19 protein-coding genes are annotated in these 22285 nt (G+C 56.7%); 12 read left to right on the forward strand and 7 right to left on the reverse strand.

Translation table 11 applies throughout. From position 1 onward, the window contains the following. The first annotated feature begins 45 nt into the window (after positions 1-45). Positions 46-1242, forward strand: a complete 1197-nt coding sequence (locus ACR0AM_RS13185) for an NnrS family protein (protein ID WP_480623139.1) — start codon at positions 46-48, stop codon at positions 1240-1242. A 27-nt stretch (positions 1243-1269) separates the two neighbouring features. Here ACR0AM_RS13185 and ACR0AM_RS13190 read toward each other — a convergent pair whose 3' ends face one another. Beyond that, on the reverse strand, positions 1270-2376 hold the full coding sequence (locus tag ACR0AM_RS13190) for a Hint domain-containing protein (protein ID WP_480623140.1): 1107 nt from the start codon (positions 2374-2376) through the stop codon (positions 1270-1272). Between the two features lie 266 nt (positions 2377-2642). Here ACR0AM_RS13190 and ACR0AM_RS13195 point away from each other — a divergent pair, with 266 nt between their 5' ends. The 6 genes from ACR0AM_RS13195 to ACR0AM_RS13220 are packed head-to-tail and all read left to right on the forward strand — an operon-like array spanning position 2643 to position 8061. Beyond that, the gene (locus tag ACR0AM_RS13195; RefSeq protein WP_209597154.1) at positions 2643-3092 is read left to right on the forward strand and encodes a c-type cytochrome; all 450 of its coding nucleotides are present in this window, start codon (positions 2643-2645) and stop codon (positions 3090-3092) included. Between the two features lie 16 nt (positions 3093-3108). Then, on the forward strand, positions 3109-4476 hold the full coding sequence (locus ACR0AM_RS13200) for a cbb3-type cytochrome c oxidase subunit I (protein ID WP_480623141.1): 1368 nt from the start codon (positions 3109-3111) through the stop codon (positions 4474-4476). Positions 4477-4481: 5 nt separating this feature from the next. After that, positions 4482-5291: an AAA family ATPase gene (locus tag ACR0AM_RS13205; protein WP_480477359.1), complete on the forward strand. Its 810-nt coding sequence runs from the start codon at positions 4482-4484 to the stop codon at positions 5289-5291. A gap of 9 nt (positions 5292-5300) precedes the next feature. Next, positions 5301-7223 (forward strand): nitric oxide reductase activation protein NorD, encoded by a 1923-nt coding sequence (locus ACR0AM_RS13210; RefSeq protein WP_480623142.1) that lies wholly within the window; start codon positions 5301-5303, stop codon positions 7221-7223. Then, positions 7220-7768 (forward strand): cytochrome c oxidase subunit 3, encoded by a 549-nt coding sequence (locus tag ACR0AM_RS13215; protein ID WP_480477355.1) that lies wholly within the window; start codon positions 7220-7222, stop codon positions 7766-7768. Before ACR0AM_RS13210 ends, ACR0AM_RS13215 begins: the two co-directional genes overlap by 4 nt. A 5-nt stretch (positions 7769-7773) precedes the next feature. Next, entirely contained in the window at positions 7774-8061 is a 288-nt protein-coding gene (locus ACR0AM_RS13220; RefSeq protein ID WP_480623143.1) for a cytochrome C oxidase subunit IV family protein, read from the forward strand. A gap of 52 nt (positions 8062-8113) precedes the next feature. Here ACR0AM_RS13220 and hemA read toward each other — a convergent pair whose 3' ends face one another. Beyond that, positions 8114-9337, reverse strand: a complete 1224-nt coding sequence (gene hemA / locus ACR0AM_RS13225; RefSeq protein ID WP_480623144.1) for a 5-aminolevulinate synthase — start codon at positions 9335-9337, stop codon at positions 8114-8116. Positions 9338-9522: 185 nt separating this feature from the next. Between hemA and ACR0AM_RS13230 the strand changes: the two genes are divergently transcribed. The 3 genes from ACR0AM_RS13230 (at position 9523) to ACR0AM_RS13240 (ending at position 12794) form a co-directional block, all read left to right on the forward strand. Next, entirely contained in the window at positions 9523-10215 is a 693-nt protein-coding gene (locus ACR0AM_RS13230; RefSeq protein ID WP_480477349.1) for a Crp/Fnr family transcriptional regulator, read from the forward strand. A 139-nt stretch (positions 10216-10354) separates the two neighbouring features. After that, positions 10355-11365: a D-cysteine desulfhydrase family protein gene (locus tag ACR0AM_RS13235; RefSeq protein ID WP_480623145.1), complete on the forward strand. Its 1011-nt coding sequence runs from the start codon at positions 10355-10357 to the stop codon at positions 11363-11365. Between the two features lie 184 nt (positions 11366-11549). Beyond that, positions 11550-12794 carry a molybdopterin molybdotransferase MoeA gene (locus ACR0AM_RS13240; RefSeq protein ID WP_480623146.1) on the forward strand — a complete coding sequence of 415 codons (1245 nt, stop codon included), beginning with the start codon at positions 11550-11552 and terminating at the stop codon, positions 12792-12794. Here ACR0AM_RS13240 and ACR0AM_RS13245 read toward each other — a convergent pair. From ACR0AM_RS13245 to ACR0AM_RS13260, 4 genes are all read right to left on the reverse strand, one after another. Further along, a complete protein-coding gene (locus ACR0AM_RS13245) occupies positions 12791-15211 on the reverse strand; it encodes a GcvT family protein (RefSeq protein WP_480623147.1) in 2421 nt (806 codons plus the stop codon). The two genes, ACR0AM_RS13240 and ACR0AM_RS13245, sit on opposite strands and share 4 nt — an antisense overlap. A 151-nt stretch (positions 15212-15362) precedes the next feature. Further along, positions 15363-15602 (reverse strand): hypothetical protein, encoded by a 240-nt coding sequence (locus tag ACR0AM_RS13250; protein ID WP_480520512.1) that lies wholly within the window; start codon positions 15600-15602, stop codon positions 15363-15365. A gap of 135 nt (positions 15603-15737) precedes the next feature. Then, the gene (locus tag ACR0AM_RS13255) at positions 15738-16895 is read right to left on the reverse strand and encodes an aromatic ring-hydroxylating oxygenase subunit alpha (protein WP_480623148.1); all 1158 of its coding nucleotides are present in this window, start codon (positions 16893-16895) and stop codon (positions 15738-15740) included. Between the two features lie 103 nt (positions 16896-16998). Further along, positions 16999-17904, reverse strand: a complete 906-nt coding sequence (locus ACR0AM_RS13260; RefSeq protein WP_480488703.1) for a LysR substrate-binding domain-containing protein — start codon at positions 17902-17904, stop codon at positions 16999-17001. Between the two features lie 140 nt (positions 17905-18044). Here ACR0AM_RS13260 and ACR0AM_RS13265 point away from each other — a divergent pair, with 140 nt between their 5' ends. Together ACR0AM_RS13265 and ACR0AM_RS13270 are read left to right on the forward strand one after the other, a co-directional pair. Next, the gene (locus ACR0AM_RS13265) at positions 18045-18989 is read left to right on the forward strand and encodes a PDR/VanB family oxidoreductase (RefSeq protein ID WP_480546676.1); all 945 of its coding nucleotides are present in this window, start codon (positions 18045-18047) and stop codon (positions 18987-18989) included. Positions 18990-19406: 417 nt separating this feature from the next. After that, a complete protein-coding gene (locus tag ACR0AM_RS13270; protein WP_480606824.1) occupies positions 19407-21233 on the forward strand; it encodes a BCCT family transporter in 1827 nt (608 codons plus the stop codon). A gap of 194 nt (positions 21234-21427) precedes the next feature. Here the strand turns inward: ACR0AM_RS13270 and ACR0AM_RS13275 are convergent, their stop codons facing one another. After that, positions 21428-22219: an FAD binding domain-containing protein gene (locus ACR0AM_RS13275; protein ID WP_480623149.1), complete on the reverse strand. Its 792-nt coding sequence runs from the start codon at positions 22217-22219 to the stop codon at positions 21428-21430. Between the last annotated feature and the right edge of the window lie 66 nt (positions 22220-22285).

Below are 22285 nucleotides of genomic sequence, written 5' to 3' on the forward strand. Positions count from 1 at the left end.
ACGGTACTGCTTGTTGAATGACGAGATGGGCCATGGAGAGCAGGCATGTCATCTGCAATATCGCGCATTTTCAGCGAAGGATTTCGGGTATTTTTCCTTTCCGCCGGTCTTTATGGCGTATTTGCTGGTGTCGCCTGGGGTATTTGGCTGGCCTCACTGGATGGGCTTTTACCTTATGACGAGCAAAGTTATGGAATGCCCCCGGTCATGTGGCATGCCCATGAGATGATTTTTGGCTATGCAACAGCAGCGCTGGGTGGGTTCTTTCTGACGGCAGTTCCGAACTGGACCGGGACGCCCGAAGTGCGGGCGCGTTTTGTCACGGTCGTAGCGCTGATCTGGATGGCGGGGCGGCTGGTGGTGTGGTTATCAGGGTCGCTCTCTCCGATTGCCGTCGCAATTATCGACCTGAGCTTTGTTCCAATTCTTGTCCTGAAAATTGCCAGCCAGCTGGTACGCAGGCCCAAGCCACAGAACATGATATTTCTGTATCTTCTGAGTTTGGTATGGGTGGCCAACCTGATGGTTCATCTGGAATGGATTGGACTCACCACAGACACGTTGAATACCGGGGTGCGCGCAGGGCTGCTGACCTTGTGTTCAATGATAGCGATACTGGGGGGGCGTATCACTCCAGCCTTTACGCGCAATGCAATGAAACGCGACGGTGTGCCCGAAGCCCTGTGGCCGGTTTCAAACGCGGTGCTGGAAAAGGCCGTGATGGCGCTTGCCCTTATGCTGCCGTTGTTGGTGCTGACCTTGGGCAGTGTTTCCTTGGCGGGTATCTGCGCGTTGCTGCTGGGCGGCGCCCAACTGATGCGCATGGCACGGTGGAGAGCGGGTTGGGCGCTGCGGCAGCCGATCCTGATTGCTTTGCACCTGGGCCTGATGATGCTGGCCCTTGGGTTGTTGCTGTGGGGGTCTGCCGTCATCGGATATGGTAATGAGATCGGCGCGCTTCACATTTTGGGGATCGGGTGCGTTGGTGGCATGACCCTTGCCGTCATGAGCCGCGCCGCCCTTGGCCACAGCGGCCGGCCCCTTGTTGCACCGTCGCCAATGGCGGTCGGATACGGGCTGATGGCGGCGGCGGCTTTGGTCCGCTGGTTGGGGTCCGGGCTGGCAGGTGGATATATGACGGCCATGCTGACGGCTGACGGGTTATGGATTGCCGCAATCGGGTTGTACCTGTTTGCCATGTGGCCCGCGCTGACAGGCCCGCGCGCAGCGAAGCACGGCTGACACGGAACCTTAACCGCGTATTACTATTCAGAATATCAAGGGGCGTTCGTTCTTTACATGGCGGGACACGAGCGCACGTGCGCGTCTTCCGTTTTCAGGTATGTGCCGCACAGCTTGAGGAACGTAGTTTGGGGTCTCTAGTTCCGGAAACAGGTCGAAGATTTCCGCCCTTGCTTCTGGGGGAACGCTGGACAGAGCCTGTGCGCCGACAAAAAGGCTTTCTGACGGGGCACCTTCTGCGTAGATGATTTCATGGCGGTCGAACAAAAGATGGAGATATGTGACTGACACGGTGTCATCTGCAACGCTGATACCAGGGCTGGCGACAAGAATACGAGCGGGGACCAGGATTTCCTCTGCGTCGAACATTCTGACGGCGATTCGGGATCGAACCAGTATGCGGTGCTGTGGCGAAACAAGCAGGTCGCGTTTTGGCAAGTCACACCCCAAGGCCCCGGCCTTGATGAGGATTGGTAGCAGCTTGGGTTTTTTCACCAGCTCTTCATGCGATAGGTTTCGCGTCCCGATCCAACGTATGTGTTGCGGTCCATTGTCGGCAGTGACGACCATGTCACCCACCTTCAGATCCTCGATGGGTATCGGACCTTCTGGCGTCATGATAAGTGTTCCGGCAGCAAAGCACGGCACGTCAATAATGGCAGCAGGGTCAGTTGTGTCGGGCGCATTGGTCGGCGTGACATTCACGATGTTCATCGAGTAGGTCGTACCGGGCACAAGAGGTTCAGAGGTAATATAGCCGCCCAATACGCCGTCAACTTCGACGCGATATACAGTAATTGTGCCTCCGCCTGGTTTGGACAGCACGTACGATTCTTCTAAGTATATTGGGCCGCTTAAAAAGGTGGTCGAACCATCGAGGGTGGTGATAGTACCGGTCTGCGTCAGGTCATCGCCGTCTTCGTCGTCAAAGCGGTCACCGTTGAAAACATCCCCTGTATCGACAACAGGTGCTCCACCTCCGTTTTGAATAAAACCACCGGCTGCGTCAGTCACACTGAACAAACGACGATCCGTGTCAGGATCAAAATTGACATCCAACGTAACCGTGTCCGGCCCAATCGTATTCACCGTGATTACACCAGGGGTATAACCGATATAGGAATAGTTCGCCATTTTTACCCATCAATCATTGAAACGGAATTTTTCACCTTTTTCTCAGGTGGTTGAATAGGTCCTTCATGTCAAAAAGTCGACGCGAAAGTGTTCACAATTGCCTAAGATTTAAAGGCAACCCCAAGGTCATTTCACTATTTTCGCTGTTTGCGGATGTCTGATCTTGTTCCTGAGGATACTTTAGAAGTCTTGACTTTCGTTAAGGCAGTCCTGTGACCCGCACGTCATGTTGCCTGCACTAGCTAATCTGCGCAAAGGAGAGCGCGATGCGAGAAGTCATGACAAAGAGCATGGCTCGCAATATATTCTATGGCGGGTCACTGTTCTTCATCCTCATCTTTCTGGCTCTATCAGCCCATTCACACCTGTATATCGTCAATTCTGAAAATGCCGCGAAGCTCGACGAAAGTGTGGTTCGGGGTAAACATGTTTGGGAAAAACACGCCTGTATCAACTGTCACACGATCCTTGGTGAAGGGGCGTACTTTGCCCCTGAGGTCGGCAATGTGATGACACGTTGGGGCGTGTTGGACGACCCGGAATCGGCCTTTGAATCCCTCAAGGGCTGGATGGAGGCACAACCCACCGGCATTCCCGGTCGTCGGCAGATGCCGCAATTCAACCTCAGCGACGAAGAGATCCGGGATCTGACCAACTTCCTGATCTGGACGGACAATATCGACGCTCAGGACTGGCCGCCCAACGAGGCTGGCTGAGAAGGGGAATGGAGCAATGAAATACGAATCCCAAAAAATCGCCTATGCCTACTTTGCGGTAGCCATGGCACTGTTCGCGATACAGGTGATCGGCGGCCTGCTGGCCGGCTTCATCTATGTATTCCCGAACTTCCTGAGCGAGCTTCTGCCGTTCAACATCGTGCGGATGCTGCACACCAACGCGCTGATCGTCTGGTTGATACTGGGCTTCTTCGGTGCAGCCTACTTCCTTATTCCGGAAGAATCCGAGCGTGAAATCCATTCGCCCAAGTTGGCTTATCTGCAGCTGATCATCCTTGTGGTCGGTACGTTGGGCGTGGTTCTGACCTATGTCTTCAACCTGTTCGAAGGCAACTGGCTGCTGGGCAAAGAAGGGCGCGAGTTCCTTGAGCAACCCAAATGGGTCAAGGCCGGTATCGTCGTCGCCGCGCTGATGTTCCTTTACAACGTGTCGATGACCGTTCTGAAGGGCAAGAAGACTGCAATCACCAATATCCTGTTGTTGGGCCTGTGGGGTCTGGCGCTGCTGTTCCTGTTTGCCTTCTACAACCCGGGCAACCTGTCCCTGGACAAGCAATACTGGTGGTATGTTGTCCACCTGTGGGTCGAAGGTGTGTGGGAACTGATCATGGCCTCAATTCTGGCCTACCTGATGCTGAAGCTGACCGGTGTGGACCGTGAGGTGGTTGAAAAATGGCTCTATGTCATTGTCGCCGCCGCGCTGTTCTCGGGCATTCTTGGAACAGGTCACCACTACTATTGGATCGGTACCCCCGGTTACTGGCAGTGGATCGGGTCGATCTTCTCAAGCCTCGAGGTGATCCCGTTCTTCGCGATGATGGCCTTTGCCTTCGTCATGGTCTGGAAAGGTCGTCGTGATCATCCCAACAAAGCCGCTCTGCTGTGGTCTCTGGGTTGTGCAACGCTTGCCTTCTTTGGTGCCGGCGTCTGGGGTTTCTTGCATACGCTGCACGGGGTAAACTACTATACCCACGGCACACAGATCACTGCGGCCCACGGTCACCTGGCCTTTTACGGTGCCTATGTCTGCCTCAACCTGGCGATCTTCAGCTATGCGATGCCGATCCTCAAGAACCGTGATCCTTACAATCAGGTGCTGAACATGGGATCGTTCTGGCTGATGACCAGCGGTATGGTCTTTATGACCTTCGTGCTGACCTTCGGCGGAACCGTGCAGACGCACATGCAACGTGTGGTCGGAGATTACTTCATGGACGTACAAGACCAGATCGCAATCTTCTACTGGATGCGTCTGGGTTCCGGTATCGTCGTGGTCCTTGGTGCGCTGCTGTTCATCTATTCGATCTGGGTTCCCCGGAAAGAAGTTATTGAACCCGGCGCCGCCGAAACCCCTGCGGAGTAATGGATATGGATGGCTCCATAAAACTGAAAGAGGGGGCGGCAAACGCCCCCTTCTACCTGCCCCAAGGCGATGAATGCGATGTGTTCACCGCGGCTTATAACAACGACTTGCCAGTTCTGCTGAAAGGTCCGACGGGCTGCGGAAAGACCCGCTTTGTGGCCCACATGGCCGCAAAACTTGGCCGCCCGCTTTATACCGTCGCCTGCCATGATGATCTGGCGGCTGCCGACCTGATTGGCCGTTATCTGCTGAAAGGCGGGGAAACCGTCTGGGTCGATGGCCCCCTCACCCGGGCAGTGCGCGAAGGGGCGATTTGCTACCTCGACGAGGTGGTCGAGGCCCGTAAAGACGTCACTGTCGTTCTGCACCCGCTGACCGATGACCGGCGCATCCTGCCAATCGACCGCACCGGCGAAGAGCTTGAGGCCGCACCTGGCTTCATGCTGGTGGCGTCGTACAACCCCGGTTACCAGAATATCCTGAAAACCCTGAAACCTTCGACTCGGCAACGCTTCATCTCTTTGGAGTTCGATTTCCCGTCCGCGCAGATGGAAGCCGAAGTGGTTGCACAGGAAAGCGGTCTGCCGCTGGAACGTTGCAAGCCGCTGGTGCGGCTGGCGGGTAAGCTGCGCGGGCTCAAGGGTCAGGATCTTGAGGAAGGCGTTTCCACCCGACTGGTTGTTTATGCCGCGACACTGATCGCACAAGGCATGTCCACCGACCGCGCCATCCTTGCCGCCATGATCGAACCTCTGACAGATGACGAGGATATCAAACGCGGGCTCCTCGATCTTGTTACGGCTGTCTTTGGGTGAGGCCGGCCGATGGTCAAGATCGATTTTGAGCCATGGGAACCCGAAGAAACGATCGGGAAACTGTGGCACACCCTTGCCAGCCGCCTCGATGCACCCCTGGTGCACGATGGAGCCGCGGTCGACCTCTCTGAGGTCGCGGGGCGGCTGGCCGTCCTCTTTCGAGGGCTGGGCGGTGGTCCGGGCGTAGAATTGCGCCCGGTCTCGCCCGAGGTTTCACACCACCGTCTGGGTTGGCGTCGTCGTCTGGCGACAGAGGCAGAACTGATGCCACGCGCCTCGTTCGACGGTGAAGTTCTGCGCCTACCGGACCGGCTGGCGGTTTTTCCAGCCCGCGAAGCAAACGGCGCGCTGTATGTCTGGCTGGCCGCTGCGGCTGCCCATGCCGGAACGCGAATTGATGAAGACGATCCGCTGCGCGCCGACTTGCGCGCGCTGATCGCCGCGCAGGGCATGGTTGATGCGACCCTGGACGACGCCCCCGGCCTGCGCCCGCTATATACCGAGCTTTGCAAGGGCGTGCTGCATCAGCGCGATATCCCCAACCTACCACCGGTTGAGGCGGCAGTCGAAGAACTTATCCAACATAGGCTGGGTGACCCTCAACCGCTGTCGGCGAAAGCCGAGCAGCTTCTGACACTGGACGAGGACCTGATCGCCCCCCGCGGCTATCAGCCTATGCGCCCGGTTCCCCTATGGCCCGAACTGCGCGCGGTTGGCTTTTCCGAACATAACGAGGTGGAAAACCCCGAAACCGAAGGTCCGCCCGAGGAATCCGGCGAGAAAACCCACCGCGCCCGCCGTCGCAAATCGGATCAAGCCGAGCGCAGCGACAGTTTCATCCTGCACAAGTTCGAAGCCATCCTCAGCTGGGCCGAGTTCCTGAACATCAACCGCCGCATCGACGATGACGATCCCGACAACGCCAAGAAAGCGGCCGATGATCAGGAAGAGATTGGCCTGGGTCAGATATCAAAAGCCCCCCCAACGCGGCTGAAGCTGCACCTTGATCTGGCACCCGAGGATGTGAACCGCGAGCGTCTGTCCGGCCGCATCCTCTATCCCGAATGGGACGTGCGCTCGGGCCGGTATCTGCCAGATCACGTCAACGTCCTGCTGTCGGATGCAGATATCCGCGACGATGCTGCCGCGTTTGGCAAGGACCCAGCCACCGCTCGCCGCATCCGCGCGGTCAAACGCCAGTTCGAGGCGCTGCGCCCCGGTCGTGTGATGACACGCGGCCATCTTGATGGTGACCAGCTGGATATCGAAGCCGCCGTGCGTGCCGAAACTGACCGCATGGCCAGTGGCGAAAGCAACGACCGCATTTGGCAACAATCCCGCCCCGAGGCGCGCGACCTGGCAGTCTCGATCCTGCTGGATGTCAGCCGTTCCACTGAAAGTGCCGTAACCGGTCGCGCCGTGATCGACATTGAACGTGAAGCTCTGGCCGCTTTGGCCTGGGGCCTGAACGCCTGCGGCGACGATTTCGCCATTCATGCCTTCAGTTCGCTGAAACGCCAGCGCGTCTATATCCAGCGGTGCAAGCGGTTTGATGAGCCGATGGGTGCCAAAGTTGAACAACGTATCGCATCGCTGCGACCCGGTCATTACACACGACTTGGGGCCGCGATCCGCCACTGTTCAAAGGATTTGGCAAGCCAGACCCGCAAACGCCGCCTGTTGCTGGTGATCACCGATGGCAAACCCAATGACCTTGACCATTACGAAGGGCGCCACGGTATTGAAGACACCTGCATGGCCGTGCGCGAGGCACGCCGCGCCGGGCAATCGGTTTTTGGCGTCACCATCGACAAAACCGGCAAAAGCTGGTTCCCGCGCATGTTCGGACAGGGTGGGTTTGCGGTTATTCCTGACCCACACCGCTTGACCATGGCCCTACCGCAGATCTACCGCCAACTGGTCGGAGCATGAGCGAAACTTCTTTCATCGACGAGCTTCCGGGCGAATTGCTGATGTGGGTTCTGATTATCAGTGAGCTGCTGGTTTTTGGTGCCGGGCTGATCGCGTTCATGGGCGTTCGCCTGACCGACCCCGCAGGCTTTGCCGAGGCGCAGTCGCATCTTTATCGAACAGGGGCAGCCTTCAATACTGCAATACTGGTCACATCTGGTTATCTGGCCGCACAGGCCCTGAACTGGCGCCGCGCAGCATTCCGGTTCAAGGCCAGGCTGGCCCTGACAGGTGCGGCTGTACTTGGGATTGCATTCCTGGTTGTCAAAAGCGTGGAATACGCTGGAAAGGCGGGGCAAGGCATTACCTATGAAACCCACCCGTTTTTCATGTTCTACTACCTGTTAACGGGGTTTCACGCGGCGCATGTTCTGGCCGGGGTGGGTATCCTGTTGCTGGTCGCGTGGCGCGATGATCCTCGTAACATCGAAGCGGGCGCACAGTTCTGGCACATGGTCGATCTGGTCTGGATCCTGCTGTTTCCCGTGATTTATCTTCTGGGATAACCAAGATGTCGGCAATTTCATCTTTTGCTAAATACTCCCGCCGGAGGCGTCCGAACTCACTCACCAGCGCATGGCTGGTGCTTCTGGCACTCAGTCTAGCCTCAACGCTTTTGACCCTGATGAAAACGCCTGGCGAACTCATTGCAGGTGGTATCCTGCTCCTTGCCCTGATCAAAGCCCGTGTGATCCTGGCCCGATATCTGGACCTGGCTGAAAGCCCGGGCTGGCTGCGGGGTTTCACCATGGTTTTGACGGGGTTCTCTGCTGTGATCTTCGCACTTTACCTGATCTGAAAAAAGCCGCCCCAAAAGGGGCGGCAGGTTACCAAGCAAAGGGACGCTTAGGTTATTGTGCGGCCATTGGCATCCGCGCGATCTGACAGCGCTGCCACAGCGCCGACAATGCGCCCACCAGATGATCGATATCCTCGTCTGTATGAACGGGTGACGGCGTGATCCGCAGGCGCTCGGTTCCTTTTGGAACTGTTGGGTAGTTGATCGGCTGAATGTAGATGCCAAACTCCTCAAGCAGGGTGTCCGAAATGAACTTGCACTTCACCGGGTCGCCAACCATCACCGGGATGATATGGCTGGGGTTGGGCAAATGCGGAATGCCCTCGGCATCCAATCGGGCGCGTACCTGCGCCACGCGGGTCTTTTGCAAGTCACGCTCTGCACTTGAATGCTTCAAATGCCGGATCGATGCGGCAGCGCCGGCTGCAATCGATGGGGGTAGGGCAGTCGTGAAGATGAAGCCACTGGCAAAGCTGCGGACAAAATCACACAGCGCGGCTGAGGCCGCGATATACCCACCAACCACGCCGAACGCTTTGCCCAATGTACCTTCGATGACCGTCAGGCGATCCATCAATCCATCGCGTTCAGCAATCCCGCCACCGCGCGGGCCGTAAAGGCCGACGGCATGAACTTCGTCCAGATAGGTCATCGCGCCGTATTTGTCAGCCAGATCGCAGATTTCCTTGATGGGAGCGATATCGCCATCCATGGAGTAAACCGATTCAAATGCGATCATCTTGGGTGCGTCGGGATCCGCTGCGGCCAATTTGGCGTCCAAATCCGCGAGGTCGTTATGTTTCCAAATCACCTTCTGGGCACGCGAATGCCGGATACCTTCGATCATCGAGGCGTGGTTGAGCGCGTCAGAAAACACGATCAGCCCGGGAATTCGCGCGGCCAATGTCCCCAAAGCAGCCCAGTTCGACACATATCCCGAGGTGAACAGCAACGCGGCTTCTTTCTCATGCAGATCAGCCAGCTCAGCCTCCAGCAGAACGTGATCATGCGTGGTGCCCGAGATATTGCGCGTACCGCCAGCGCCTGCTCCGCAGCGATCCAGTGCGTCGTGCATGGCAGAGATCACCGAAGGGTGCTGCCCCATGCCCAGATAGTCATTCGAGCACCAGATCCGCACATCCCGCTGGACCGGTCCGTCAGTTTGACGCGCGTTCGGAAACGCGCCACAGCGGCGTTGCAGGTCGATGAAAATCCGGTAGTTGCCTTCGTCTTTCAAAGTGTCGAGGCTGTGGCTGAAAAATCGCTCGAAGTCCATCTGGCGTGCTCCCCGGATAACTGAAATTTCGTTGAACCTATGCCAGTGGTTCGCGCCCTTACATGACAATAGTCAAGTTGGAGACCGAGAAAAGGGTGGCACCCCCGCGCTGGCTTTGGCATAGCATGTCACGGGGTTGATCATCCGGGGGTGTTCCCGGAACGGACGAATAAGGGGCTGCCTTCTTGTCACACGAGGCACAAAAGATAGTTGCACGGCAGTCACTGCTCTTGCGAAGCCTGCCAGAGCAACATGTCGATACTCTGCTGCGTCAGGCCGTCTGGCGGCAATACGACCGGGGCGAGACAATCTTTCTGCAAGAGGAAGAAGCCAGGGCCGTACATGTTGTACTGGCTGGTTGGGTCAAGCTGTTTCGCATTTCCCCGACCGGTGCCGAAGCCGTGGTGAGTGTTTTCACGCGCGGTGAAAGCTTTGGTGAAGCCGTTGCGCTGCGCAATGTGCCCTATCCCGTTTCGGCCGAGGCGGTATCTCCCTGCGAGATCATGCACATTCCAAGTCCGGTGCTGCTGTCGCTGATGAAGCAAGATCCGGAAATCTGCGTGTCGATTCTGGCGGCCACATTCACGCACCTGCATTCCCTTGTGGCGCAGCTCGAACAGCTCAAGGCCCAGACAGGTGCGCAGCGTGTCGCGGAATTTCTGCTGAATCTGTGTGATAGCGATGCCGGCCAGTGCGAAGTTGAACTGCCGTATGACAAGATGCTGATCGCCGGACGTCTGGGGATGAAACCCGAAAGCCTGAGCCGAGCGTTTTCGAGGTTGAAACCAGTCGGGGTGAAGATCAACCGAAACCACGCGGAAATTGCAGACATGGATGTATTACGGAATTACGCGGAAAGCGACCCGAGCGAAAAATAGAGCCGTGTGGCTGTTTCTCTGGGCAGTAAACTGGCCATTTCCGGTCTGCGATCTTTCCGGCAATCACTATCCTTACTATTCTTGCTGGATATGCCCTATTCGGCGCGATCCTGAATGGGTGAGGTGATAGAACGCAGACATGACGATTGAACAGAAACTAGCCGGTTATCCCCGCGCGAGACTGATGACAGCTGCCACGCCGGTCGAACGGCTTGATCGTTTGTCCGACCAGCTTGGTCTGGAATTGTGGATCAAACGGGATGATCTGACAGGGTTGAGCTTTGGCGGCAACAAAACCCGGCAGCTTGAGTTCTATATGGGCGAGGCACAGAAACAGGGGGCAGACACCATTCTGATCACCGGCGCTGTGCAGTCCAATTTCGTGCGCACGGCTGCCATGGCTGCGTCGAAGCTTGGGATGGAGGCCGTACTTCAATTGGAAGAGCGCGTGCCCGATATGGGAGAGCACTATTATTCCTCGGGGAATGTTCTTCTGGCCCGGATTCTGGGTGCCGAGCACATGCACTACCACACCGGAGAAGACGAGGCCGGGGCCGACAATGCCCTTCACGTGCGGGCAGATCAGCTGATCGCTGAGGGCCGAAAGCCATATGTAATTAACTTGGGCATCGATCATCCGCCCTTGGGGGCGTTGGGTTATGTGGCCGGGGCTGCCGAACTACTGGATCAGATCGCCGATTTCGACGTCGCAGTGGTGCCATCCGGCAGCGGTTCGACCCACGGCGGGTTTCTGGCCGGGCTGCGTCTGGCTGGCAACACGGCACCTGTTTATGGCATTTGCGTTCGCCGCGACCGTCGCCAGCAACATGCACGGTTGCAAAAGGTATTGGAACGGTTGGCGGGTATGATGGAGTTTGACCCGGCTCTGGTCATGAAAGACATCCTCACATGGGACGGCGCATTACCCCCTGGATACGGGCGGATAGGCCCGTCCACACGGAAGGCGCTTGCACAGATGGCGCGCGCCGAGGGTATTTTTCTGGATCCGGTCTACTCGGCTAAAACCTTTGCGGGATTGTTGGAATTACGTGAAAACGGCACCATTCAACAGGGTCAGAAGGTTGTGCTGTTGCATACGGGTGGGCAACCGGCGCTGTTCGCATATCAGGAAGAGCTGATCCCGGCCTGAGAGCCATCCGAGAAGCTACTGTATAGGAAGCCGCGCTTAGCCAGCCAACCCGTGGTTTCGAAACACGCAACGCGGTGACACGTGACCTATGTCAATGACAGTACCGCGGATGTCGTGTCGGTTGAGCGAACCTAGCCCACCTTAGAATGGGCGGAAGACATGTTCGCAGAGTTGGAGGCTGGATATGGCTGATGGATGCGGCTGTGATCGACACGCGCATATATATCTGAGCGTGGATGAGGCCCTGCACCGTGGCCTGTCTGCTGCTGATCCGGTCAAAGAAACCGAAACGCTGCCTTTGGCCGCTGCAATAGGGCGAATATTGGGCCGCGACTGTTTCAGCAAGGTCGATATGCCCGCTTTCGACAATTCGGCAATGGATGGTTATGCGGTTCGAACTGCTGATCTTGGCGATGACGACCTGTTCCAGATGCCGGTGGAGGGTCGCATCGCGGCGGGGGACAGCGGGTCTCATGCTGCGCCTGCGGGCAGTGCACTGAGGATTTTTACCGGAGCGCCTGTTCCTTCTGATTACGACGCCATCGTCATGCAGGAAGATTGTGATGTTGTTGAGGGGCAAATTCGCTTCAGCCGCCGTCCAAAGCCCGGACAACATATCCGGCGTGCCGGTGAAGACCTTCATGCCGGAGCGCCGATCCTGCGGCGCGGCTGCGAGATTGGCCCGCGTGAGGTGGCAGCCCTTGCATCCGCCGGGTATGGCGAGGTCGTGGTGCTTCGCAAGCTGAAGGTTTCGATCTTTTCAACCGGCAGTGAGTTGCGCCAACCGGGCGAGCCCCTTGGGCCGGGGCAGATCTATAACTCGAACCGTTACATGCTGCTTGCGCTGTTGCAGAAGCCTTGGATTGACCTCACGGACCAGGGGCAGGTTGAAGATGACCCCGAGCTTTTGAAACAGGTCTTGCTGGACGCGACTGAAACCTCTGACCTGATCATCACGACCGGTGGTGTTTCTGTCGGCGATGAGGATCATATGCCGCGTCTGTTCACTGAGATCGGTGGCGTGACGGATGTGATGAAAGTCGCAATGAAACCGGGCAAGCCGATCATATTTGGTCGGCGTGGCGGTGCACTTTACATCGGCCTTCCGGGTAACCCGGTTTCTGCTTTTGTGACCTGGCAGATAATCGGATCGCAGATGATGGCGCGCCGCGCCGGTCTGCACCATACCCCGCAGGCAGCCGTACAGGCAGTTCTGTCGGAACCCTTGCACCGCACCGCGGGCCGTCAGGAATATCGTCCGGTTCAGATTGACAGTCATACACCGGACGGACGGCCCCGATTGCGTCTGATGGAACCGTCCTACAGTGGTCGTGTTGCTTTGCTTGCGCAAGCGGATGGATTGGCGATCATCCCGGCAGAGGTGGCGGAATACCCCGAAGGACAAGGCCTTGAACTATTGCTGTTTTAAGCCCTAAGCGCTTTTCCCGCGGCATCAAAGGGCGGTTCATGCAGGATTGTGGCCCTGTGCGGTCGCCCCAGAACCATAACCTCGACCTCATCACCTGGCTGGGCGTTTTTTACATATCCCAAGGCCAACGACATTCCGACAGTGTAGCCATAGGTGCCCGAGGTCACCCGGCCGATCCCTTCACCGTTCTTGAAGATCGGCTCGCCACCTGTTGCATCCGCGTTAGATGCTGTCACATCCGTTTCGTTAAGGTGCAGGATCACCAGGTGTTCCCGAGCCGGGTTCTGCAATACTTTCTGCGCAGCTGCCTTGTTGAGGAAGTCCTTTTCGAATTTGCAGAGGCGATCAAGATCCACTTCATGCGGCCAGTATTCCGGGCTGTATTCGCGGCTCCAAGACCCATAGCCCTTTTCGACCCGCATAGACATCAGTGCCCGACTGCCAACAGGGCCAGCCCCGAACTCTTTGCCTGCCTCAATCAAGGCATTGTACAGTCGTGCTTGATCTTGGGTGGCGCAATGCAGCTCCCACCCCAGGTCGCCAGTAAAGGAGACGCGCAGGGCAAGAACCTGAACTCCCGCCAGCTCAATCTTGGCGGACCGCATGAACGGGAAATCTTCGGTTGCCAGCGATGTGTTGGTCAGACGTTGCAGGATGTCGCGGGACCTGGGGCCGGCCACGTTAAAGCCGCACATCGCTTCGGTTTTGCTTTCGAAAGTGGTTCCCTCAGGCAGCGTAACCTGTTTGAAAAAGCGCTTGTGATACCGTTCTGCCATGCCCGAGCCGATCACCCAGAACTCGTCATCAGCCGCGCGGGTAACTGTAAAGTCGCCTGCAATACCGCCGCGTTTCGAGATCAGCGGGGTCAGGCAGGATCTGCCGACGGTTTTGGGCATGGTATTGGCAAAGACGGCGTTCAACCAGTCTGCCGCACCCGGACCCTTGCAGAGATACTTGGCGAAATTCGAGATATCGATGATCCCGGCACGGTCGCGCAACATCCTGCATTCCTCACCCACCGGTCCCCACCAGTTCTGACGGGTAAAGCCATTGGTGTCTTTGGTGCCGGGCGTTGCGGCAAACCACAGCGGATGTTCCCAACCGGCGTTCAGGCCAAAAACCGCGCCCATGGCTTTCTGCGCCTCATAGATCGGGCGTACACGTGCCGGACGACCGGCGCTGCGTTCTTCATTGGGGAAATGGATCGCGAACCGATGACTGTACTGATCTGCCACGCGCGCTTTGGTGAACGCCTTGGTGGCCCAGCTGTCAAAACGCGCCAGATCCCAGGCGAACATGTCGTATTCCGTTTCACCCTCGATGATCCACTGCGCCGCCATCAGGCCCATGCCGCCCGATTGCGAGAAGCCGGGGATGATACCGTTGCAGCAGAAATAGCCGTCGACCTCAGGCACCGGCCCCATCAGAACATTTGAATCCGGTGACCAGATCATCGGGCCGTTGATGACACGCTTGATCCCGGCTTCACCAACCGCAGGCAGGCGTTCGATGGCGTTCATCATGTTCTCTTCGATCCGTTCCAGATCATCAGGGAACAGATCGTGGGCAAAATCCAGCGGCGTGCCTTCTTCGGCCCAGAACCTCATATCTTTCTCATAAGCGCCGACCAGCAGGCCGTTGCCTTCCTGACGCAGGTAATACTCGCCATCCCGGTCTGACACAGATGGCAGACGGGTGCCGTGGCTTTTTACATCAGCCATGGATTCGGTTACGAAATACTGGTGCTCTGTAGGTTGCAGCGGCAGTTCGATTCCGGCCAGTGCCGCAACCTCGCGCCCCCACAGGCCCGCTGCGTTCACCACCCAGCGTGTCCTGATGTCACCTTTTGGCGTTCTGACGATCCAGCTGCCATCCTTCTGCTGCTCGGTTGCAGTGACCGGCGTGAAACGGTGAATCTGCGCCCCGCGTTGACGTGCGCCGACCGCATAGGCGTTGGTCACGCCCGACGGGTCCACATTGCCGCCATCGGGTTCGAACATCACGCAACGGATGCCGTCGTAATTGACCAGCGGGTTCAGCTTTTGGGCTTCTTCGATGCTGATCTCATAGAAGTTCATGCCATACAGTCTGGCCTTTGCGGCCTGTAGCTTCAGCTGATGTTCGCGCTCTTCTGTCTGGGCCAGGTATAGCGAGCCGGGCTGGAATACGCCGCAGCTTTGACCGGTTTCAGCTTCCAGCGCTTTATACAGGCTCATCGTGTAATGCTGGATGCGGCTGATATTGGTACTGTCGTGTAATCCGTGAATGTTGGCGGCTGCGTGCCATGTTGACCCCGAGGTCAGCTCGTCCCGCTCCAACAGAACTACATCGGACCATCCCAGTTTGGTCAGATGATACAGGATCGAGCACCCGATCACTCCTCCGCCGATGACCACGGCCTGAGCTTCGTTTCGCATTTTGGCTATCTCGCGCGTTTTCGTTCGCGCTTGTTCTTTCATGAAGACTGACCCATCGACAATGTCGACAAAATTCGAGATCGAATGAAGTCAGCTAAACTCAAATTTGGAGAATGCCTGACGGCGCAATACGCTTAAGCAAACGAATTCGTCAGAACGTCAATCGGTGTGCGCGGCCACGTTCAAACAGCTTTAGGTTCAACTCATCTGCTTCCGGCGCGCCATATTCCAACGCAAACACAAATGCGTGGGTCAGGTAAAAACACGAGGCTTCATGATCCTGACGTTGTTCGGCCAGAATCGCCGCTTCGTGATAAAGCCGGATCAATGCGGGTACATCTTTTTCCGCATGGGCTCGTAAGAGTTGTTTATCGAGTTCGTTCAGATCCACTGTGATCCTTTCAGCGAATTCACACCGGCTGCCCAATACTAAAGAAAAGACGGCAACGCCGTCCCGTCTATAGTGTTTGCAACCGACCCGCGATCTGGTCAGTCAGGCCTGACCAGATCGACTTTTCAGGATTGCTTACGCTTCAGCGCGGGCTTTTTCGATCTGCGTGGCCACCCAATGGTGAAAACAATGGGTCGGGCCGTCCATCGCGGGCGAGAAACGACCGCCATCGAATTTCACGCCGTGACGGCCTTTCTGCATGCCTTCAACCACAAAGACGTCTTCCTCGAACACCGTCTTCCACAGTTGCGCGTTCTTGGCACGCAGTGCTTCGTGTTCGGGCGCGTCTTCGGGTTTTTTGGCGTAGTAGAGCTCAATCCGTTCGTTCGAACGCTCATGCGTGATCGGATCGATGAGGAAGGCAAAGCCGTGGTCACGCTGAACACCCAGCAGGGTATTCGGGTAAACGACGATATATTCCGCGCCGTCATTCCACTGCTCACTCAGATTCTCGAAATCATCCAGCTTTTCGCCATCGTGACCCTCGAACTGGCGGTAGACATAGGTGCCCTGACCCGAATATTTGCCCAGTTCGTTGATGTTGTAGTGGTCTTCCAGACGCGAATAGCTGTTCAGGCCGGGATGAACCCAGGGCAGGTGATAGCTTTCGCAGTAGTTCTCAACAGCCAGTTTCCAGTTCGAGTTCAACTCAAGATAAACCGATGCGCCAGCGCCACCGTGATACATCGGTTGATCGAATTCTTTCCAGCGTTCCATCAACTCGCCATGGACATCTTCGAATTCCGGCGCGTCGCCGCTGACATTGACAAAGACAACATCCCGCCAGACATACGAGCGGATGCGGATAAGGCCCAACTCGGCGAAGTCCAGATCCTCATGGGTGTTCTGCCCAGGGCCACCGACATGAGGGGCAGTCCGCAATTCACCATTCAGGCCGTAGCACCAGCTGTGATAGGGGCAGCGGATCGCGCCGCGGATTTTTTGCGGCTTGTCGACCAAAATCATGCCGCGATGACGACAGGTGTTCTGGAACACGCCGATCTGACCGTCGCGATCACGAACCATCAACAGCGGCACACCGAGGAAATCGATCGGATATGCATCTCCCGCCTCGGGAATGTCTTTGCCAAAGCCGATGCCGGACCAGTTCGCAAACAAGACCGCATCCCGTTCTTCGGCAAAAACTGCGGGATCAATATAATGCTCGTTCGGCAGACCCTTTGCGGTGTTTACCGGTGTCAGAACAGACGAAAGCGGTGCGTGCTTGTTCATCGGCCACTCCTGAGTGATTTTGAATGAGTTTATCGCTGCATCCATTGGCGGCTGAGGCCGCCCACGTTCAATACTAAAAAACCTAATGGCAAATTGAGGCAGGCTAAACCGAACCTTCAGACAGTTCGTTGAGCAACCAATTCTTGAGAGCCAGCGCCCCTTCCGAAAGCTGATCGTCCGGGCGACCGACAAGATAGAAGTTGTCCGGGGCGGGCAGGCTGAATTCCTCCAGCGCGACGAGTTTCCCCGAAGCCAGCATGGGCTGGACCAGACGTTTCCATCCCAGCGCAAGGCCCGCCCCTTTACGCGCCACCTGAAGGGCAAGCGCGTAGCTGTTCACCCGCGATTCCACGGGAACAACTCCAGAAAACCCGAGGTCGTGGAACCAGGATGACCAGGTCGTCCAGGTGCTGTCCTGAGTTTCGAGATGGATCAGCCGCCGCTGCACGAGGTCTTCAAGGCTGGCCCCTTTAAGGTCCGCGGCCATCTGGGGGCTGCAAACGGGTGTCAGGATATCGCGATACAGTTTCGTGTGCGTGAGTTGCGCGTTGGCGTCCCGGCCATAGCGGATGAACAGGTCGATATCCGGCCGGTCCGTGAAGGCCTTGTCCTGCGCCATCTGGTTCACTTTCACGTGCGGAAAATCCTGCCAGAACCGGATGACAGATGGCGACAGCCAAAGTGCGGCGACTGCAGTGGTTGATCCAACGGTTACGTGGTTCTCGGAATCATTGCTGCGAATCTTTTCAAGTGCCTTTGAAATCTGCCGGAACGAAGTGCCGAGTGCCTCAAACAGGTCTTGCCCATCCTCGGTCAGTTCCACGCCGCGGTGCTTTCGGACAAAAAGGGCCGCGCCCAGCTCGCTTTCCAGCGCCTTAATCTGATGACTGACGGCACCAGGCGTCACGGAAAGCTCGCTTGCGGCTTCCTTGAAACTGAGATGCCGAGCGGCGGCTTCAAAGGCCGATAGTGTCGTAAGTGGAGGAAGGTTGTAGTGGCGTCGAGACATGGAGGTTTGTTGGCTTTTGAACTCTGGGTGAGCTCAATTCACCCGAATGTTAGAAATTTTGCAATTGAAATCTATCTTTTTTCCTGTTGTTTGCTGAAAGACGCAGAATGTACGCCACGTGAGACCGAACAGGACAAGTGATGGATACTCAAGTTGCCCGCCTTGTGCGAAAAACACCACTCAGTCCCGACACCTCTGATTTCTGCTTCGAGATCGAAAGCGGGCGCTTCACCAGCCTCGAGCCCGGGGCGCATGTGGACATCCATCTTGAAGACGGTCTGATACGGCAATACTCGCTGTGGAGCTGGAGCCAGGATGGACGCCTGATCAACGTGGCCGTCAAACGCGAAGACGAAGGGCGAGGCGGGTCACTGGCGATGCATGACCTGCAAGAGGGCGCGACCGTGGAAATTGGCGGTCCCCGCAACCATTTCAAACTCGAAAGCCATGATCGGCACGTCACTTTGATCGCTGGCGGTATCGGGGCCACACCATTGGTTGCAATGGCACGTGAGTTGCTGAACCGAGGGCAGGATTTTCGTGTCTACTATCTTGTTCGTTCGAAAGAATACGCGGCGATGGATGCGCAATTCCGGGCGCTTGGACTGGATGAATGGTATCATTTGCATTGTGATAACACAGACGGGGTATTCGATCTGAGATCGGTCATGCAATCGATGCCGATGGGCGCAGACGTTTATACCTGCGGCCCGGAACCGATGCTGAATGCGGTACTGGAAGCAGGTGCCTTGCTGCGTGGCGGCGCGATACACTTTGAACGGTTCGCCGCCGCGTCGGACATTGAACATGCCCCGAACGCCGATTTCCAGATCGAGATCCAGTCGACCGGCGCGGTCTATCCCGTTGGCAAGGACCAATCTATTCTGGAGGTTTTGCAGGCCAATGGTGTGCAGGTTGATTTCGGCTGCTCCGAAGGGCTTTGCGGAACCTGTATCGTTGATGTCGTGTCCGGCGAAGTTGATCATCGCGACGGTATACTTACTCCGCAAGAGCAGGAAACGCATGAGTTCCTGTGCACATGCGTTTCGCGGGCCAAGTCGGACAAACTGGTATTGAAACTGTAGAAGGAACCACAATCACGCCCTTTACTTGTTCTCGCTAACACGTGTTTCGAGTAACCGAGAGCGTCGTTTCGAGTAGCATAAGGGTCGGATTCTTGGGTGAGCTGCCCTAACCTCTGTCATAGGTTTTCCCGAATTGAAGGGCGCAACCACTTCTTGCGAAGCTGCTACCAGGTTCAACGGCAGACAGACTTGCCACAACGAACCAACAGCTTTTGCAAGCGAACACAATCTGGGAGGAAAAGAGCGGTGGGCGATCCCACATGGTGTGTGGTCTTCCCCGTAAATCTCAGCTGAGTTGCAGTCAACTCGCTGATCGTTTGGTGCATTGGGCATGTTTGTTTACGCCGTCCCGCGCGGTGCACCCCAAGCAGAAATCCAAAGAACAAGAAACGGCGAACACACGGAGGAAAACGCAATATGTCGATACCCGATCCATTCACGGACGTTGAGATAAAGACGGCGGATGCCGGTTTTTACGAAAATTACAGCGTCCCAATTGCCCTGATCAGCAAGTCCATCATGGTCGCGCTGGTTTTGTGGGCACTGATCTTCCCAGCAAACGCAAACGGTACGCTTGGCAGCCTGAACGGGCGGTTGCTTGAGCTTTTCAACAGCTTCTACATTGTCATTGTCGGGTTGTTCCTCGTTTTTCTGGCCGTTGTCGCCGCTATTCCATCCACGGGTCGCCGTGTGATGGGAACACCCGGTGAAAAGCCCGAGTTTTCGAACTTCTCATGGTTCTCCATGATGTTCGGCGCCGGCCTGGGTGTTGGTCTGATGGTTTTTGCAACCGCAGAACCGTTGGGGCTGTGGGGTTCGAACCCCGAAGTCGTGTCCGAGGCGGTCGTGGGAAATACACCCGAAGCACTGCAGTCGGCTTACCGATATACCTTCTTGCACTACGGGTTTCACGCTTGGGCCATCTATGTGGTTACCGGGTTGTCGCTGGCATATTACGCTTATACCCGCGACATGCCTCTCACCATCCGCTCGGCGCTGACGCCCCTGTTTGGCCGCTTCGTCAATGGCTTCTTCGGCCATGTGGTTGACGTTTTGGGCGTTGTTGCAACGATCCTCGGTGTTTCTGTCACCATCGGCTATGGTGTCAGCCAATTCATCGACGGGCTTTATGCCATCACCGGTATGGAATGGGTCATGGATCTGGGTGGCGAAGTTCCAACCCCAAGCAAAGTGGGTCTGATCGCCGGTCTGGTCATCATCATGAGTCTGTCGATTATTTCGGCCGTATCAGGCGTTGGTCGTGGTGTTAAATACCTGTCGAACCTGAACCTCGTATTGTCGATCATCCTGTTGGGCACATTTATCGTCTTCGGCTCGTTCGTCTTTGCCATGACCACTTATGGCACAGCAATGGTCGACTATATTCTGCATATCCTGTCGCTCAGCTTTAACGCCTATGGTCCACTGTCAGTTGAAGCCTTCGCTGCGGCTCTGCCCGCCGAAGCACAAGCCCATGCCAATGATCTGATGGGCGGAGCTACCAATGCGTGGGGCAGCTTTGACGGTTTCAAGAGCGGCCTGGAAGGGGCAGCAGCCGAGTTGGATGAAGCAACGCTGGCGGCCGTTTATGCGGCGGGTGAGCAGGGGCGTCAGTTCGGCTGGCAGTCGGGCTGGACCACGTTCTACTGGGCCTGGTGGATCGCGTTCTCGCCCTTTGTGGGCTTGTTCCTTGCCCGTATTTCGAAAGGACGGTCTGTCCGCGAGTTCATCGTGGGTTGCGTGTTCGCTCCGGCGTTGGTGTGCTTTGCTTGGATGACGGTTTTGGGCGGCACCGCGATCGACCTGGAACTGGCAGGCGCTGCAGAAGGTGCGATCGTCGGAGCATCAAACACCAACAAGCTGTTCGTGACACTGTCTTACATGATTGACGGAGGTCTGTTGTCATTGCTGAACGTGATGTGCGTGATCCTGATCATGACATTCCTCGTCACGTCGGCAGACTCGGGCATTCTGGTGATGAACACCATCATGTCGGGCGGCAGCCAGGAGACGGGCATCAAGCACCGCATCATCTGGGGTGTCATCCTGACGGCTGTGATTGGCGCGCTGGTCCTCGCAGCGGGCGAAAACAACCCGATGGATGCTTTGCGAAACGCAATGATCATCGGAGCACTGCCCTTTACTGCTGTAATGGGTTTGATGTGTATTGCATTGGCCAAAGCTTTGTTCCGAGACAGTCAGCGTGACAAACATGCCGCTACAGGTGCACAAGCCGCCGAATAAGCAAATGCTTAGCTTATGACGTGATCAGGCCGTCTGGAATTGGGCGGCCTGATTTTTTTGCGTAGACACTGGCCACGACCCTCAAACAACGAAAAGGTGCTGGCCAGCCCGACTGTGGCGAGACACCAAAACCATATCTCAACGAAAAAGCCCCGGTAAAAACCGGGGCTTTTGAGCATCATTTCGTGAAATTCCTACATGCAGGCTTCAACGGCGCGTTTGGTCATGACCGACACAAGATGCGCCCGGTATTCCTTGCTGCCATGTAAATCAGCGATCATGTTGGCAGGGTTAATCCGAAGGTCCATCAAGGCGTCCGGGCGGAACTCCTTGTTCAGCGCCTGCTCGGCTTCGCTCCAACGGAAGACGCCGTCCTCACTTGCCCCGGTCACCGCCACGCGCACGCCGTCCGTGAAACGGGCCAGATAGACCCCAACAAGTGCAAACCGCGACGCTGGCTGCAGGAATTTCTGATAGCTTGCCGCCTGCGGAACCGGAAAGCGGATCGAAGTGATGATCTCTCCTTCTTCCAGGGCTGTCGTGAACATGCCTTGAAAAAAGTCATCTGCCGCAATTTTACGCGCGTTGGTCACCACGGTTGCGCCCGATCCCAGCACGCCCGCCGGATAACAGGCTGCCGGGTCATTGTTTGCAACCGAACCACCGATGGTTCCACGATTGCGCACTGCCGGGTCGCCAATTTGTCCAGCCAATGCCGCCAGCGCGGGATAAGACCCCGCAACGTCGCGAGCAACGACAGCGTGGGGTGTTGCACCCCCAACTGAGACCGAGCCGTCATCATCAACGCAGACGCCTTGCATCTCTGCTATGCCGCCCATCGACACCAGTTTGGACGGTGCCGCCAATCGCTGTTTCAATGTCGGGATCAGGGTTTGCCCACCTCCCAACGCTTGCGCATCCTCTGCTGCCAATGCTGCAACCGCGTCAGCAATGGTCGAGGGCTTCTCAAACTCGAAATTGTACATTTCGTTCTTCCTTTCCGAAAGGCGCTGATCCGCCCTTCATCTGGCTATAAATATCCCGGGGAGCGC

It is taken from the genome of Ruegeria sp. AD9, assembly GCF_056542305.1.

What these genes read in the sequence shown, in the direction of transcription:
- ACR0AM_RS13185 (WP_480623139.1), top strand. Translation starts at nt 46, where the DNA reads ATGTCATCTGCAATATCGCGCATTTTCAGCGAAGGATTTCGGGTATTT.
- ACR0AM_RS13190 (WP_480623140.1), bottom strand. Translation starts at nt 2,376, where the DNA reads ATGGCGAACTATTCCTATATCGGTTATACCCCTGGTGTAATCACGGTG.
- ACR0AM_RS13195 (WP_209597154.1), top strand. Translation starts at nt 2,643, where the DNA reads ATGCGAGAAGTCATGACAAAGAGCATGGCTCGCAATATATTCTATGGC.
- ACR0AM_RS13200 (WP_480623141.1), top strand. Translation starts at nt 3,109, where the DNA reads ATGAAATACGAATCCCAAAAAATCGCCTATGCCTACTTTGCGGTAGCC.
- ACR0AM_RS13205 (WP_480477359.1), top strand. Translation starts at nt 4,482, where the DNA reads ATGGATGGCTCCATAAAACTGAAAGAGGGGGCGGCAAACGCCCCCTTC.
- ACR0AM_RS13210 (WP_480623142.1), top strand. Translation starts at nt 5,301, where the DNA reads ATGGTCAAGATCGATTTTGAGCCATGGGAACCCGAAGAAACGATCGGG.
- ACR0AM_RS13215 (WP_480477355.1), top strand. Translation starts at nt 7,220, where the DNA reads ATGAGCGAAACTTCTTTCATCGACGAGCTTCCGGGCGAATTGCTGATG.
- ACR0AM_RS13220 (WP_480623143.1), top strand. Translation starts at nt 7,774, where the DNA reads ATGTCGGCAATTTCATCTTTTGCTAAATACTCCCGCCGGAGGCGTCCG.
- hemA (WP_480623144.1), bottom strand. Translation starts at nt 9,337, where the DNA reads ATGGACTTCGAGCGATTTTTCAGCCACAGCCTCGACACTTTGAAAGAC.
- ACR0AM_RS13235 (WP_480623145.1), top strand. Translation starts at nt 10,355, where the DNA reads ATGACGATTGAACAGAAACTAGCCGGTTATCCCCGCGCGAGACTGATG.
- ACR0AM_RS13240 (WP_480623146.1), top strand. Translation starts at nt 11,550, where the DNA reads ATGGCTGATGGATGCGGCTGTGATCGACACGCGCATATATATCTGAGC.
- ACR0AM_RS13245 (WP_480623147.1), bottom strand. Translation starts at nt 15,211, where the DNA reads ATGCGAAACGAAGCTCAGGCCGTGGTCATCGGCGGAGGAGTGATCGGG.
- ACR0AM_RS13255 (WP_480623148.1), bottom strand. Translation starts at nt 16,895, where the DNA reads ATGAACAAGCACGCACCGCTTTCGTCTGTTCTGACACCGGTAAACACC.
- ACR0AM_RS13260 (WP_480488703.1), bottom strand. Translation starts at nt 17,904, where the DNA reads ATGTCTCGACGCCACTACAACCTTCCTCCACTTACGACACTATCGGCC.
- ACR0AM_RS13265 (WP_480546676.1), top strand. Translation starts at nt 18,045, where the DNA reads ATGGATACTCAAGTTGCCCGCCTTGTGCGAAAAACACCACTCAGTCCC.
- ACR0AM_RS13270 (WP_480606824.1), top strand. Translation starts at nt 19,407, where the DNA reads ATGTCGATACCCGATCCATTCACGGACGTTGAGATAAAGACGGCGGAT.
- ACR0AM_RS13275 (WP_480623149.1), bottom strand. Translation starts at nt 22,219, where the DNA reads ATGTACAATTTCGAGTTTGAGAAGCCCTCGACCATTGCTGACGCGGTT.